At 62.1% G+C, this 14,978-nt stretch carries 10 protein-coding genes; 4 read left to right on the top strand and 6 right to left on the bottom strand.

All coding sequences use genetic code 11. The features are described 5' to 3' along the window. Positions 1 to 193: 193 nt before the first annotated feature. Entirely contained in the window at positions 194 to 2,440 is a 2,247-nt protein-coding gene (locus AC07X4_RS15780; protein ID WP_494740606.1) for a protein-disulfide reductase DsbD family protein, read from the top strand. A gap of 61 nt (positions 2,441 to 2,501) precedes the next feature. Then, complete coding sequence (locus tag AC07X4_RS15775) at positions 2,502 to 3,116, top strand: thioredoxin family protein (RefSeq protein ID WP_494740605.1); 615 nt, start codon at positions 2,502 to 2,504, stop codon at positions 3,114 to 3,116. A gap of 42 nt (positions 3,117 to 3,158) precedes the next feature. On the opposite strand, the gene AC07X4_RS15770 is transcribed toward AC07X4_RS15775, so the two are convergent. The 5 genes from AC07X4_RS15770 to AC07X4_RS15750 form a co-directional block, all read right to left on the bottom strand. Next, the gene (locus AC07X4_RS15770) at positions 3,159 to 6,308 is read right to left on the bottom strand and encodes a type I restriction endonuclease subunit R (RefSeq protein ID WP_494740604.1); all 3,150 of its coding nucleotides are present in this window, start codon (positions 6,306 to 6,308) and stop codon (positions 3,159 to 3,161) included. Positions 6,309 to 6,660: 352 nt separating this feature from the next. Then, entirely contained in the window at positions 6,661 to 8,070 is a 1,410-nt protein-coding gene (locus AC07X4_RS15765) for an ATP-binding protein (RefSeq protein WP_494740603.1), read from the bottom strand. Beyond that, the gene (locus AC07X4_RS15760; RefSeq protein ID WP_494740602.1) at positions 8,067 to 9,227 is read right to left on the bottom strand and encodes an SIR2 family protein; all 1,161 of its coding nucleotides are present in this window, start codon (positions 9,225 to 9,227) and stop codon (positions 8,067 to 8,069) included. Before AC07X4_RS15760 ends, AC07X4_RS15765 begins: the two co-directional genes overlap by 4 nt. After that, positions 9,227 to 10,471 carry a restriction endonuclease subunit S gene (locus AC07X4_RS15755; protein WP_494740601.1) on the bottom strand — a complete coding sequence of 415 codons (1,245 nt, stop codon included), beginning with the start codon at positions 10,469 to 10,471 and terminating at the stop codon, positions 9,227 to 9,229. Before AC07X4_RS15755 ends, AC07X4_RS15760 begins: the two co-directional genes overlap by 1 nt. Then, entirely contained in the window at positions 10,461 to 12,179 is a 1,719-nt protein-coding gene (locus AC07X4_RS15750) for a class I SAM-dependent DNA methyltransferase (RefSeq protein ID WP_494740600.1), read from the bottom strand. Before AC07X4_RS15750 ends, AC07X4_RS15755 begins: the two co-directional genes overlap by 11 nt. Before the next feature lie 57 nt (positions 12,180 to 12,236). Between AC07X4_RS15750 and AC07X4_RS15745 the strand changes: the two genes are divergently transcribed. Together AC07X4_RS15745 and AC07X4_RS15740 are read left to right on the top strand one after the other, a co-directional pair. Beyond that, positions 12,237 to 12,752 carry a CoA-binding protein gene (locus tag AC07X4_RS15745; RefSeq protein WP_494740599.1) on the top strand — a complete coding sequence of 172 codons (516 nt, stop codon included), beginning with the start codon at positions 12,237 to 12,239 and terminating at the stop codon, positions 12,750 to 12,752. Positions 12,753 to 12,856: 104 nt separating this feature from the next. Next, positions 12,857 to 14,179: an O-acetylhomoserine aminocarboxypropyltransferase/cysteine synthase family protein gene (locus AC07X4_RS15740; protein WP_494740598.1), complete on the top strand. Its 1,323-nt coding sequence runs from the start codon at positions 12,857 to 12,859 to the stop codon at positions 14,177 to 14,179. Positions 14,180 to 14,191: 12 nt separating this feature from the next. On the opposite strand, the gene AC07X4_RS15735 is transcribed toward AC07X4_RS15740, so the two are convergent. Beyond that, the coding region (locus tag AC07X4_RS15735) for an IclR family transcriptional regulator (RefSeq protein WP_494740597.1) at positions 14,192 to 14,978 on the bottom strand (787 nt) is incomplete at its 5' end.

The following is a 14,978-nucleotide window of genomic DNA, read 5'->3' as shown; positions in this document are numbered from 1 at the left end:
GGGAGGGGGACGCCCCCAGCGCAAAAGGCTGGATACGCCGCTTTCGCGGCGGGGCGGCCCTTGCGCGGGGGCCCTGGTACTGGCCGCGCCCGTTTCCACGGACATGGACGGCTCCAAGCACAATGGTGGATCGAGAATCGAAACGGCGGCTGCGCCGGAACCAATCCCGCCCCGCCCGCTCCCACACTGCACCATGCCTTCACGCCTGTTCCACCGCCTCGCAGCCACTCTATTTTTTATAGCTGCCAGCGCTTTATGGACTAGCGCTAGCGCCCAATTGGGCACCAAAACCAGCGGACAGGGCACCAGCGTGGTCACCACGCCCTATGTGCGTGCCGAGCTGCTGGCCCATGCGCCCCAGGGCGTGGCGCCCGGCCAGCCGCTGTGGCTGGGCCTCTCGATCACCCACCAGCCCGAGTGGCACACCTACTGGAAGAACCCTGGCGACTCCGGCCTGCCCACCGACCTGGCCTGGACGCTGCCCGCCGGCCTGGACGCGGGCGAGATTGCCTGGCCCCTGCCCAAGAAGATCCCCATCGGCACGCTGACCAACTATGGCTATGAAGGCACGGTGCTGCTGCCCGTGCCCGTCACCGTGGCCAGCACCTATGCCCCCGGCCCGCTGGCCAAGGATGCCACCATCAAGCTGCGCGCCTCGTGGCTGGTGTGCCGCAAGGAGTGCATTCCCGAAGAAGGTGAATTCACGCTGCAGCTGCCTATCCAGAGCACCACGGCACTGAGCAGTGCTGCCTTTGAGGCGGCCGCCAAGGCCCATCCCCGCGCCGTGGTGGCAGGCACCAGCGGCATCGTGCCCGACAGCCAGGCGCAGATTGCGGACGGCAACCTGCTGCACGTCAGCGTGCAGGGCCTGCCCGTGGCGCTGCGTGGCAAGACACTGGACCTGTTCCCCGAAACCGCCGAGGTCATCGACAACGCGGCGAGCTGGAAGCAGAGCTGGAACGGCAGCGTGTGGACCGCACAGATCCCCCTGTCGGCCCAGCGCAGCGCCAGCCCCAGCCTGATGCCCGTGGTGCTGGCCGAGCAGGCGGCCCCGGGCCACGGCACCGGCCCCGACACCCGCACCGGCTACCGCGCCGAACTGAAGGTGCTGGGCACCTGGCCGCAGGGCGCATCGGTGGCCAGCGTGTCGCCCGCGCTGGAGGCCGCGCTCAAAGCCAATGCAGCGCAGGCTGGCGGCGCAGCAACGCCTGCCGCAGCCTCCGGCGCCTCGTCCCTCACCCTCACGGCCGCGCTGCTGGGCGCCTTGCTCGGGGGCCTCATCCTCAACCTCATGCCCTGCGTGTTTCCGGTGCTGGCGATCAAGGTGGTGGGATTCACACAGCACGCGCAAGACCGGCGCGCCCACCGCATCAGCGGCATCGCCTACACAGCGGGCGTGGTGCTGTCGTTCATCGCCCTGGGCGCGCTCATGCTGGGCCTGCGCGCAGCGGGCGAGGCGGTGGGATGGGGCTTTCAGCTGCAGTCGCCCGCCGTGGTGGCATCGCTGGCGGCGCTGTTCACGCTGATCGCGCTGAACCTGGCGGGCATGTTCGAGTTCGGGCATTTCCTGCCGTCCTCGGTGGCCAGCCTGCAGGCACGCCACCCGGTGGCCGACAGTTTTCTCACCGGCGTGTTGGCTGTGGCCGTGGCCTCGCCGTGCACGGCGCCGTTCATGGGCGCATCCCTGGGCCTCACCGCCACGCTGCCTGCGCCCCAGGCGCTGGCCGTGTTTGCAGCACTGGGCCTGGGGCTGGCGCTGCCATACCTGGCGGCCAGCTTTGTGCCCGCCGTGGCGCGCGCCCTGCCGCGCCCCGGCGCGTGGATGGACACCTTCCGCAAGCTCATGGCCTTCCCCATGCTGGCCACCGTGGTCTGGCTGGTGTGGGTGCTGGGCCAGCAAAGCGGCATCGACGGCGCGGGTGCGCTGCTGATCCTGCTGGTGGGGCTGTCGCTGGTGGTGTGGGCGCTGTCGCTGGCGGGCCGTGCGCGGGTGTGGATGGCCAGCGTGTCCATCGCGGCGATGGCCTTGCTGTTCTGGTCTTTTGCGCCGCACATCACCAACGTGTCCACCACGCAAAGCGCCACCCAGGCTTCGTCGGCCACCGGCTGGCAACCCTGGGCGCCCGGCGCGGCCGAGCAGATCGTGGCCGGTGGCCGCCCGGTGTTTGTGGACTTCACCGCCGCCTGGTGCGTGACCTGCCAGTACAACAAGAAGACCACCCTGGCCGACGCCAACGTGCTCGCCGACCTGCAGACCAAAAACGTCGCCCTGCTGCGCGCCGACTGGACGCGCCGCGACCCCGCCATCACTGCCGCCCTGGCGTCGCTGGGCCGCAACGGAGTGCCCGTGTACGTGTTCTACCGTCCCGGCAAGCCGCCGGTGGTGCTGACCGAGGTGCTCAGCGTGGACGAGGTGCGCGCCACCATCGCCCAGCTGTAGATCGCTGCCAGCCCACCTTTCCGCTTTCGACCACCCGCCAACCCCTTCAGGAGACCCCGCCATGAAGCTGCTTCGCCGTACGTTGATTGCCACCGCCGCCCTGGTTGCCCTGGGCGCACAGGCCGCCGCCACCGTGGGCCAGCCCGCGCCCGACTTCACGCTTAAGGACACCAACGGAAAAACCGTGCGCCTGTCGGACTTCAAGGGCAAACACGTGGTGCTAGAGTGGACCAACCCCGGCTGCCCCTTTGTGCGCAAACACTACGACAGCGGCAACATGCCCGCCACACAGAAGGACGCCACCAGCCAAGGCGTGGTGTGGCTGTCCATCAACTCCACCGAAAGAGCCAGCAGCGACTACCTGGAGCCCGCCAAGCTGATGGCCTGGAAGCAGGAGCGCAAGGCCGCCCCCACCGCCGTGCTCATGGACGAGGAAGGCACCGTGGGCAGGAGCTACGGCGCACGCACCACGCCGCACCTGTACATCGTCAACCCGCAGGGTCAGCTGATCTACGCGGGCGGCATCGACAGCATCCCCTCGGCCCGCCCGGCCGACATCGAGAAGGCCACCAACTACGTGAAGGTGGGGCTGGCGGAGGCGCTGGCGGGCAAGCCGATCTCGGCAGCGACGACAGCGCCGTACGGGTGCAGCATCAAGTACAAGTCGCCCGCCTGATCCAGCACTTTGCCAGGACGGCTCATCGCAAACGCTACTCCGCTAAACAGTCCACGCACTAGACAACGACTCCGCCTGCTTTAGCACCAGCTCCACGGCCTCCGGCTGCTTGTCAGGCGGGTACTTCCACTTCTGCAGACACCGCCGAACCAGGATGCGCAGCTTGGCACGCACGCTTTCGCGCACCTGCCAATCCACCGAAGTGCTGGCCCTCAGCTTCTCAGTGATCTCGATAGCGATCTTTTTGAGCACTTCATCGCCCAGCTCTCTCACGGCACTTTCATTGTTGGCGAGTGCGTCGTAGAACGCGATTTCGTCGCGCCCAAGCCCCAGCGCGTCTTCGCGCTTGAGCGCAGCTTGAAACTCCTTGGCCATCTGGATCAGTTCTTCGATGACCTGGGCCGTCTCTACCGCACGGTTGTGGTACTTGCGCAGAGTCTCCAGCAGCCGGTCGCCATACTTCTTTTCCTGCACCACGTTGTTGCGCGACCGCGCTTTGATCTCATCGCGCAGCAGTTTCTCCAGCAGCTCAACCGCCAAGTTGCGGCTGTCCATCTGCCGCACGTCTTCCAGAAACTCGTCCGACAGCAGCCCAATGTTGGGCTTGTCCAGCCCCGCCAGCGCAAATACATCGGCTACGCCGTCTGAAATGATGGCGTTGTCCAAAATCTGTTTGAGCGCGCTGTTCTTTTCGGCGTCGCTGCGCTTCTTGTCCACCGTGGTGAACTTGGCAATCGCTGCCTTGATTGCGGAGAAGAAGGCAATCTCCTTACGCAGCGCAGCCGCCTCATCCAGAGTGCCGCACAGCGAGAACGCCTTGGCCACCGCCACCATGGTGTCGAGAAAGCGCGTCTTGCCGTCCTTCAATCCAAGAATGTGGTTGGCTGCGGGCACGAGCAATGGCAGCGCCTGCGCCTCAAACGCGCTGTAGTCAAAGCCTTGCATCATGCCGCGCACGATGTCCATCTTCTCCATCAGCACCGACAGCGCCTCCGCCGCACTGTGGGTAGGGTCGCCCTTGCCTTTGGCGTCGGTATAGGCCTTCAATGCCGCCTTGAGTTCATTAGCGATGCCGATGTAGTCCACCACCAAACCGCCCGGCTTGTTTTTGAACACGCGGTTGACGCGCGCAATGGCCTGCATCAGGTTGTGACCCTTCATGGGTTTGTCGATATACATAGTGTGGCAGCACGGCGCATCAAACCCCGTGAGCCACATGTCACGCACGATCACCAGCCTCAAAGGGTCGCGCACATCCTTGAAGCGCGCCTCCAGCCGCTTCTTCACCTGCTTGCTGTACAGGTGCGGCTGCAGCAGCGCCTTGTCTGCGGCAGAGCCTGTCATCACGATCTTGATGGCACCTTTCTCCGGGTCGGCGCTGTGCCACTCGGGGCGCAGGCTGACGATGGCGTTGTAGAGCTGGGCGCAAATGTCTCGGCTCATGCAAACGATCATGGCCTTGCCATCCACCACCGAGATGCGAGCCTCAAAGTGCTGAATCAGATCGCGCGCCACCTGCTGCAGCCGGGGCTCGGAGCCCACCAGCTTCTCTAGCGCCGCCCATTCGCTCTTGGTCTTCTCGCGGCTGGCAATGTCCTCTTCGTCCTCGACGACTTCATCCACCTGCGCATTCAGCGCATCAATGTCGGCCTGGTTCACATCCAGCTTGGCCAGGCGGCTTTCGTAAAAGATGGGCACGGTTGCGCCGTCGTCCACCGCATCCTGAATGTCGTAGATGCTGACGTAGTCGCCAAACACCGCGCGGGTGTCTTTATCCTCCAGCGCAATAGGGGTGCCGGTAAAGCCGATGAACGTGGCGTTCTGCAACGCATCGCGCAGGTGCTTGGCGTAGCCAAACACATACCGCCCCGTCTTGGTGTCCAGTCGCCCCTTGGTGCCGTACTGGCTTCGGTGGGCCTCGTCTGAGATCACCACGATGTTGGTGCGCGTGGAGAGCAATGGGTGGGCCTCTTCCCCATCCAACAGCGCAAACTTTTGCACCGTGGTGAAGATGATGCCGCCCGCCTCGCGCGAGGCCAGCATCTGCCGCAGCTCGTCACGGTCGCCTGCCTGCACAGGCGTCGTCTTGAGCAAGTCGCTGGCTGCACTGAAGGTGGCAAACAGCTGGCCATCCAGATCATTACGGTCGGTCACCACCACCAGCGTGGGGTTCTTCATTTCTGGCTGCTGCAGCAACTTGCCCGCGTAGCAGGCCATGGTGATGCTCTTGCCCGAGCCCTGCGTGTGCCACACCACACCCGCCTTGCGCGAACCCGGCTGCACCTCTTTGCCATAGGTGGCGCGCTCTTCATGCACCTCCAGCACGCTTTTGCCCACGTCTTGCGCCGCAATTACCGTGGCGCGCACGGCTTCGCGCACCGCATGGAACTGGTGGTAGCCCGCCACCTTCTTCACGATGTGGTCGCCATCCTGCTCAAACAGCACAAAGTGCCGCACATAGTCCAAAAACAGCTCGGGCTTGAAAAAGCCCCGCACCACCGTCTCCAGCTCCATCTGCAAGCGGGGCCGGTCGTCTTCGTTGGCAATGGTGCGCCAGGGCAACATCCGCTCTGCGTTGGCTGTGAGCGAGCCCACGCGGGCCGTAAAACCATCGCTCACCACCAAGGCCGCATTGGTGTTGAACAGGTCGCTGATCTCGTCCTTGTAGGTCTGCAGCTGGTTGAAGGCGTCCCAAACGTCCGTCTGTTCGTTGGCGGGGTTCTTCAGCTCCACCACCGCCAGAGGCAAGCCGTTGATGAACGCGATCACATCCGGGCGGCGTGGCTGTTTGGTGCCGGTGATGGTGAACTGGTTCACCACCAAGAAATCATTGTTGCTAGGCTGCGCAAAGTCGATGAAGTGCACCAGATCGGTCTTCTTCTCGTCCCCCACCGCAAACTCCACCAGCAAACCGCCCAGCAACAAACGGTGCACGCTGCGATTGCGCACCACCATCTGCGGCTCACTCACCGTTTGCAGCGCATGTGCGGCCTGCTCCAGCGCGGCGGGCGGAATATGCGGGTTGATGCGCGCCAGCGCCGTGAGCAAGCGCTCGCGCAGCACCACCTGCCGGTAGTCGGTGCGCTCCGGGGCGCTGCTGTCGGGCGCAATGTCCGGGCCATGGGCAAAGCGCCAGCCAGCATCCTGAAACCAGCCCAGGCAGAGTTCTTCGAGTTGTTGCTCGTTCAGCATGTGATGTCCTTTGTGGCAGCCCCTGCACCCGCGCTGGTTTGCAATGAAATAAGAAAACCCATAACAATCAACCACTTAGCAAGCATGCAATGACCATTTCACATTTGCGCAGAGATAACGGGTGGCACATGCCGCACAACCGCCGTGGAGTGTCGATGCGTTCGACACGTCGCAAAAATCTGTCGAAAAACACGAGAAAAATCGACACATCGGAAGATCGGCTAAGCCCATGTTCCAGTCTTCCACCATGCAATTTCTGCTTCTGCGATTTGCGATGAAATAAGAAAACCCATGAAAATCAAAGAGTTAGCATCACATACGAACCAATCAGAGGCTTGCACTGAAATGACGATCAGGCCCACGCGGGGATGTACCGTGCATAGCGTTTTGAATCCGGTGCGTTCGGGTCGTTCTTGATCAAACGCTGATCCACGGTGGCGGTGATGATTTGCGACACCGTATTGCCGCTGCTTTCAGACAGCCCGAACCGTTCGCGGAGGGATTGATTGGTCATCTGCTTGCGCAATACGTACTGCAAAACGCAGTGTTGATAGCAAGCACGGACCCTGTCGCTGCCGTTCATATCCCGGAACGCACGCGGGCCATGGATCACCACTACCGTGCGCCGATGGCTGGTCAAAAATTCGGGCGCCGGCAGTTGCATGATTTCAGCAGTCTCAATCACCCGGTCAATGCCACTGCTTTTCTCTTCACAAATCCCAAAGCGGCGCATCAGGTCGGCCAGCCGCTCATTGCGCGATTGGTAGCCGTCGATGAAACGCTCCACCGGCACAATGGGCTCGCCAGGGTTGGATATTTCCACCCGGTTGCTGAACACCTCCACCACAGGCGAAGCACCGCCCATGTCAAATTCTTGGTGAATCAGCGCGTTAGCCAGAAGCTCTCGCACCACCACTTCAGGCAGCAGCTTCACCTCCTTACGGATGGCCCCTTCAATCACCTCGTTTTGTGGGAGCTTGCCCATCACATACTGCACCAGCCCGGCAAAGCCCACGGCGTAGCCCCGCTCACCGGTCACATCTGACACTGTCTGCATCTTGGACTCGCCCGCGTACACGATCACACGCACGGCTTTGCGACTGATGTCTGGGAATTGCCGCATGTTCTTGGCCAACAGTACCGCGCCTATATGCAAGATGTTGAATCCCGCCGCACTGCGCTCAATCAAGCGCTCATCCAGCAAACGGGCCAGCACCCCAGCCTGATCGGTGGGGTAAGGCAAGCGCATCAGGTCAAAGTAAGTCTGCGTATCCAGCAGTTGCACTACATCTTGCGCAGACACATCCTTGAGCGCTGGGTTCTCCAGCCAACTCGGCTGCCCTTCAGCAAATATCTTGCGCAGCTGGTCTTCGCTCATAGGCACCAGCTCTTCGCCTGAGCGCATCAGGTAGGCACCTTCGTGGTGATAAGCGGTACCTTTGGGCCGGGCAGGAATGGTGAACACCACCACACGCCCTTCAGGGTGGGCAACAGCCTCAACATCCACACGAAAGCCCACCCAGTGAAACAGCTTCTCGGTAATGTCTTGGGTGTCCGGGAATGCTTGGCTACCCACCACCGGGCGCGGCGGCTTGTCTGCAATGCCCAGCACCAAATGCCCGCCGCCTTCGTTGGCAATGGCAACGCAATAGCGGCACAGCTTGGTGGTGTCGTACTGGTTGCGCGCTTCTTTGAACTCCAAACGCTGCGTTTCAGAGACTAGGCCACGCCACAAATCAATCTGTTCCGGCCCGATACTCATTCGAACTTCACCTGTCTGCGTGCCACTGCGATGGCAAGTTTCAGAATCTGCTCCAGCAGGCCGTGGTCCGGCTTACCGTCGGCATCGGCAGGCGTTGCGTACCACAACGGACGAATTTTCAGCTGCAACAAGCGTGCTTCCTTGCGGGCACGCTCTGGCGGTGTGGCGGACTCATTGAGCAGGGCAAAGTGATCGGGAATTTCAAAAGCGCCTTCGTCGACGACCGACTTGAACAAATCAAGCGTTTTGTCTTGCTCCAGGCTACAGCCCAAAAACAGTAGCGAATGACTGATAAAGATTTGCCGCAGCGCCCTCGGCAACTGGTTCTGAAACGCAAAACCCCCTTCACCATAAGCTGCTAGGTACTGCCCCAGCGTAAATACATGGGTATTGGCCTGCCCGGCATCGCCATGCAACTTCAGAATGCAACGCTCACCGCGCAGAAGCCGCTGCACAAAGTTATTGCCTGCTTGTGTGCCATACATATAGCCGTCCAGCGACCGCTCCTTTTCGCGAAACAGGTCTTCGATGACCGTGTCGAAGTTGGTGGTGACGATGCAGCCGGGGGCGAGTTGCGGCAAAAGGGTGATGGGGCCAGTGATCGCACCACGCTGGCGAAACTCTGTCTTGATGAAATGCTGCACCTGCTGGGCCGCGGCGTCGTGCAGCACTTGGGCCGCTCGCAGATAGTCGTACTGCGCCATCAGCGGTTCAATGTCTTGCACTTCCAGACCCTGGAGCTTCTGCGCAATCTTGCGCAATGCCTCGCCCCACATGGGATAGCCGCAGGGCCTGGAGAGACCGGCACCCACAAACGGTGCAATGCGCCCGGACCGGACGGCATCTACCAAGTCTAAAAAAACGGCTTGCTGATCGGACGCCTTGATGAAAGCCGTCGCCGCTTCATGCTGATCGACCTCGCGTTGCCCCTGCCAGTGGTCCAGCTCATCCAAATAGGCATCGCGCTCTACCCAATACAAGGCATCGCTCACCTTGACCAGATACTCGTGCTCAGGGTCTCGCAGGCTTTTGAATGACAGCGGTTCAGCCTCATCCAGCACGGCGTTGAATTCCTCATTCGACGAGTAAGCCGCCTGCAAGGCCTCTTCGACCTTGTCCACGATGAGCTTGTTTTCGCGGAGCTTTTGGATGTCCATCATGCGGCTCCGGCAGTTTCGGCGAGCGCTTCGACGGACAGCTCACCAGAGAGGAGTTTGGGGAGGAGTGTGTCGCGAAGATGGGCCAGTGACTGGTTTGATTCCAAATTTGAGCGCATGGCTGTGCGCAGAGAAACTACTTGAATATCAAACTGCTGCAACGCAGCTGAATCAGGCAGAACCAATTCGAGGCGATAGACATTCTCTCGGTTGAGGCCGGGCACAGCCGCATCGGTATTCATCTTCTCCAGCCCCATAGTCTGCATTGCGTAGTAGCAAAACGTCAGTGGCGCTGCCAACGGCCTCACGTAGTAGGTCGTATCGATTGGAAAAAATGGCTTGTCTTCCCAGTACAGACTGCCTACCGTGCCTTTACGGCCAACAATGATTGAGCCATTCGGAACAAGTGGCATGTTGTGATAACCAGTGATACCGCCGGAACCATAAACCGGCACATTGCCTTCCTGTCTGTCAGTTGACTTGAGTGCTTTGCCATAAGCCAGTTCGATCACGCCACCAACTCGCTGAACAGACCACCCCTTCGGAATCGCCCCCAACTCCGACACTTCCATCTCATCGGGAAACAACGCAGCAGTGGCGGCGAGTTCTTGGTATTGCTCCAGCGGTAGGGCGTCGAGTTCGGCATCAGCCTTGCCGCTGATGGCGCTCATCGCGGCGCGCAGCGGGTCGCGGCCTTCGGCCTTGGCGGTGATCTTGGCTTTGACCGGATCGAAATCGACAAACCACGATTGGAAAATGGCTTGCGCCATGGCTTCGAGGGTTTGGTTGATGCGGTGGTTGAGGTCGATCTTCTTGTCAATCGAATGGACTACACGGACGATCTGGTCTTGAATGTGCCTGCTCGGAATCCACAACGACATGCCGTATATGTAGTTCCTGTTCAATGAAGGTTGAGCACTGCCGGAGTTGTACCTAGCAAGATCAAGTTCCGCTAATTTGTAAAAAGCGAATAGCGGGTTGTTCTCGAGAAAATCTGTGACATACAGGCAGGTGTTGTGCGGCCAGTAGTCCGTTTCACAGTAATGGACTCGGCCCATTGATGCACCGCTTCGTCCAATCACAACACCTGGGCCAAACGCTTTAAATTCCGCGTGGGTTCCGTTTGGACCGGCAGATCCCATTACCGGAAACTGGCCAGGCCGCTGTTCACTTGCAGTCAGATCATGTCCCCGTTGGAGCCGAACGAATTCTCCCAGGGTTACCTGACGCCAATCAGATTGCATAGCCCAACCCCGCCAAGTTCTTCTTGATTTCCTCCTCCAGCTTCGTGCTCTCCGCGAACTGCTCCGCCAACTGCGCTGTCAGCAACGCCATCTTGTCGGCAAACTCATCGTCGTCCTCCTCAACTTCTTCCTGCTCGATATAACGCCCCGGCGTCAGCACATGCTCGTGCTTGCGGATGTCGGCAATTGATGCGGAGTAGCAAAAACCCGGCACGTCTGCATAGCCTTCGCCGTGCTGCCAGGCATGGAAGGTGTCGGCCACTTTTTTTATGTCGCCCAGCGTGAAGTCGCGCAGCACACGGTCTTTCATGTAGCCAAGCTGGCGGGCATCAATGAACAAGAATTGCCCGCGTCGGTCGCGCTTTTTCTTGTCCAGGTTGAAGCCGTTGGCCTTGTCTTTGGTCAGGAACCAGATGCAAGCCGGTATCTGCGTGTTGGTGAACAACTGCCCCGGCAGGGCCACCATGCATTCCACATAGTCACGCTCTACCAGCTGCTTGCGGATTTCGCCTTCGTTGTTGGTGTTGCTGCTCATGGAGCCATTGGCCAGCAGCAGCGCCATGCTGCCTGTGGGGGCCAGGTGGGCAAGCATGTGCTGCAGCCAGGCAAAGTTGGCATTGCCCTGAGGTGGCGTGCACCCCGGCAGCCAGCGCCAGTCGTTCTCCAATTTGGCGCTCCACCATTCCTTCATGTTGAAGGGCGGGTTAGCCATCACGTAGTCGGCACGCAGGTCGGGGTGCAGGTCGTTTTGCAGGGTGTCGCCGGGCTGGCCGCCAAAGTTGAAATCCAGGCCGCGTATGGCCATGTTCATGGCGGCGAGCTTCCAGGTGGTGGGGTTGCTCTCTTGGCCGTACACGCTGATCTGGCCCGTTTTGCCCTTCACCACGGCGCCGCCGTGCTCGGCAATGAACTCCTCGCTTTGCACAAAGAAGCCGCCCGAGCCCATGGCCGGGTCGTACACGCGGCCTTTGAAGGGCTGCAACATCTCGACGATGAGGGTCACGATGGATTTGGGCGTGTAGTACTGCCCGCCCTTTTTACCTTCGGCCAGGGCAAATTGGCCGAGGAAGTATTCATACACATGGCCCAGGATGTCTTTGCTTTTGAGGCTGAGTACCTGCCCGCCAAAGGCGGGTTGGCTGAAGTTGGTGTCTGAGAAGTGGGCGATCAGGTCGGCCAACTTGTGGCTGTCGATCTGGGTGCGTGCAAAGTCTTTGTTGAGCACGTTTTTGAGCTTGGGGTTCTCGCGCTCCACTGCCTCCATGGCGTTGTCGATGAGCCAGCCCACGGTGCGCATTTTTTCGGGGGTATCTTTGCCTTGCGCATTCCACGGCAGTGCGTCGCCGGGCGGTATCTGGGCGCAGTCGCGCAGGGTTTGCCACCGCGCCTCCAGCGGCACCCAAAAGACATTTTTCTCGGTGTAGTAGTCGCGCACCTCCAGCTCGGCGGCAATGTTCTCTTCGTACTCTGCCGTGCCCACGCCACCGTATTCGGCAGGGTCCATGTAGTAGTCGTGCTCGGGGTTTTGGAATTGGGTGCGCAGTTCGTTTTGCCGTTCTTCAAACGCGTCGGAGACGTATTTCAAAAAAATCAGGCCCAGCACCACGTGTTTGTAGACCGAGGCGTCCAGGGAGGAGCGCAGTTTGTCGGCGGCGGTCCAGAGCTTTTTTTCGAGGTCGGTGAAAAATTGTTGTTCTATGGGATTCATGGCATGCGTTGGCTGGATTGCTTCACTCTATTCTGGCCCATGCGTACACTGCCCCGCATGCTCCACACCCCCGACACCATCAGCACCCTGCGCCACCTGCTGACCGCCTGCCGCACCATCGCGGTGGTGGGCCTCTCGCCGCAGTGGCACCGCCCCAGCTACTTTGCCGCCAAGTACATGCAGGCGCATGGCTACCTCATCGTGCCGGTCAACCCGCTGGTGGCGCGCGAGGGCGGGCAGATTTTGGGCGAGACGGCCTACGCCAGCGTGACCGAGGCGGCCGCTGCGCTGGCCGCGCAGGGCAAGAAGATCGACATGGTGGACTGCTTTCGCAAGAGTGAGGACATCCCGCCGCTGGCCGACGAGGCCGTCGCCATCGGCGCAAAGTGCCTGTGGCTGCAGCTGGGCGTGTTCAACGAAGCGGCCGGGCAACGCGCCGAGGCTGCGGGCCTGCAGGTGATCCAGAACCGCTGCGTGAAGATCGAACACGCGCGGCTGTTTGGCGGCCTGGGCTGGATGGGCGTGAACACGCGCGTGATCAGCGCCAAGCGCCTGCGGCAGCTGCCTTACTAGCAAATTGATAGCTGCCAGCGCATATTGCACTAGCGCTTGCGGCCTATTTCATTCAAATTCCTTCACCCAACCCCCTGCGCAGCACTGCGGGCTGCGCCACCGCCATGACAGAGCCCACATCCAACGGCGCCGACCGCCACTTCGGCTTTGGCACCCGCGCCATCCACGCCGGCGCCCAGCCCGACCCCGTGACCGGCGCCCGCGCCACGCCCATCCACCAGACGACCAGCTTTGTCTTCGACAACGCCGAGCACGCGAGCAGCCTGTTCAACCTGCAGACCTTTGGCAACGTCTACAGCCGCATCAGCAACCCCACCGTGGCTGTTTTTGAAGAGCGCATCGCTAGCCTGGAGAACGGCCGCGCCGCGCTCGCCTGCGCCAGCGGGATGGCCGCGCAGATGGCGGCGCTGCTGGCCATTTTGAAAACCGGTGACCACATCGTGGCGGCCAGCACGCTCTATGGGGGCACGGTGGGGCAGCTGGGCGTGGGCTTCAGCCGTCTGGGCATCGAGACCACGTTTGTGGACCCGGCCGACCCCGAAAACTTTGCGCGCGCCATGCGCCCCAACACCCGCGCCGTGTATGGCGAGACCATCGGCAACCCGCTGGTCAACGTGCTCGACATCGCCGCCGTGGCCGAGGTGGCGCATGCCCACGGCGTGCCGCTCGTCATCGACAACACCGTGGCCAGCCCCTACCTGTGCAACCCGCTGCAGTTGGGCGCCGACATCGTGGTGCACAGCGCCACCAAGTACATCGGCGGCCACGGCACCACCATGGGCGGTGTGGTGGTGGAAGGCGGCAAGTTCCCATGGGACAACGGCAAGTTCCCCGAGATGGTGGAGCCCAGCCGCGCCTACCACGGCGTGAAGTTCTACGAGACCTTTGGCGACTTCGGCTACACCATGAAGGCACGCATGGAGGTCAACCGTACCTTCGGCGGCGTGCTCTCGCCCATGAACGCGTGGCAGCTGTTGCAGGGCGCCGAAACCCTGCACCTGCGCATGCGCGAGCACTGCCGCAATGCGCTGGCCGTGGCGAAGTTTCTGCAAGGCCACCCGCAGGTGGCGTGGGTCAACTATCCGGGTCTGTCGGATTCGCCGTATTTCGACCTGGCGCAAAAACAGTTCCGTGCTGTGGACGGCGCGCCGGGCGCCTCGGGCATCCTCACGTTTGGCGTGAAGGGTGGCGCGGCGGCGGGTGAGAAGTTCATCGACGCCTGCGAGTTTTTGAGCCACCTCGCCAACATCGGCGACGCCAAGACGCTGGTGATCCACCCTGCATCGACCACGCACCGGCAACTGAACGAAGAAGAGCTGGCCCGCGCAGGCGTGAGCGCGGACATGGTGCGGTTGTCGGTGGGGATTGAAGACCTGGATGACATCCTGTGGGACATCGACCAGGCGCTGGGGCGCGCAGCGGGCTGATCGCCCCACCGCCTACACAGGGCCGACCGGCGCGCCCAGGCGCTGCGACAAGCTCCGCGCCGCCTCGCGCAGATGCTGCGCCGCCGGGCTCGCAGGCCCCGTCTGCAGCGTGGCGCTGGGGCCGATCACGGCGATGCACAGCACCAGTTGCCCGAACCCATCAAACACCGGCGTGGCCAGTGCGCTGATGCCGGGCAGGAGCTGGTCGGTCACTTCGCTGATCTGGTGCTGGCGCACGGCCTCCAGTTCGGCCGCAAATGCGGGCTCATCCAGCGCGCCCGCAAACCCTTCGGCCGCTAAAGCGGCGGCAGCGCGCTCGCGCGGGCCGAAGGCCGCAAACACCTTGCCCGTGGCCGTGTGCCGCACCGAGGCCGTGGTGCCGTGGCGCATGGCCACGTACACGGCGGTGGGGCCTTCTTCCACCCGAATGATGGTGGGGCCGTTGTCGCCCCAGACCGAGGCCGACACGGTGTAGCCGATGCGCTGGGCCAACGCGGGCAGCTCAGCAATGGCCAGGCGCACTGGGTCCACCTGCTGCAGGCTGATCAGCCCCAGCTGCATGGCCAGCGGTCCCAGGCCGTAGTGGCCGCTCACGGCGTCCTGCTCGATGAGGCCCAGCTTGCCAAAGCTCACCAGGTAGGGGTGGGCCTTGGCGGCCGTCATGTCCGCTGCGCGGGCCAGGTCCTTGAGCGCCATGCGCCGGCCGGTGCGGGCCAGCACCTTCAGCAGCTGGCCGCCCACCTCCACGCTCTGGATGCCGCGCGGGCTGCGGGGCGTGTCTTCGTCGTCGGCGGGGGGC

Source organism: Acidovorax sp. GW460-11-11-14-LB4, from assembly GCF_059423685.1.
Note: the sequence above shows the minus strand (reverse complement) of the source record. Positions and strands in the feature narration are given on the sequence as shown.

Coding starts and splice junctions, on each gene's coding strand:
- AC07X4_RS15740 (WP_494740598.1), top strand. CDS start 12,857: ATGACAGAGCCCACATCCAACGGCGCCGACCGCCACTTCGGCTTTGGC.
- AC07X4_RS15770 (WP_494740604.1), bottom strand. CDS start 6,308: ATGCTGAACGAGCAACAACTCGAAGAACTCTGCCTGGGCTGGTTTCAG.
- AC07X4_RS15775 (WP_494740605.1), top strand. CDS start 2,502: ATGAAGCTGCTTCGCCGTACGTTGATTGCCACCGCCGCCCTGGTTGCC.
- AC07X4_RS15750 (WP_494740600.1), bottom strand. CDS start 12,179: ATGAATCCCATAGAACAACAATTTTTCACCGACCTCGAAAAAAAGCTC.
- AC07X4_RS15780 (WP_494740606.1), top strand. CDS start 194: ATGCCTTCACGCCTGTTCCACCGCCTCGCAGCCACTCTATTTTTTATA.
- AC07X4_RS15755 (WP_494740601.1), bottom strand. CDS start 10,471: ATGCAATCTGATTGGCGTCAGGTAACCCTGGGAGAATTCGTTCGGCTC.
- AC07X4_RS15745 (WP_494740599.1), top strand. CDS start 12,237: ATGCTCCACACCCCCGACACCATCAGCACCCTGCGCCACCTGCTGACC.
- AC07X4_RS15765 (WP_494740603.1), bottom strand. CDS start 8,070: ATGAGTATCGGGCCGGAACAGATTGATTTGTGGCGTGGCCTAGTCTCT.
- AC07X4_RS15760 (WP_494740602.1), bottom strand. CDS start 9,227: ATGGACATCCAAAAGCTCCGCGAAAACAAGCTCATCGTGGACAAGGTC.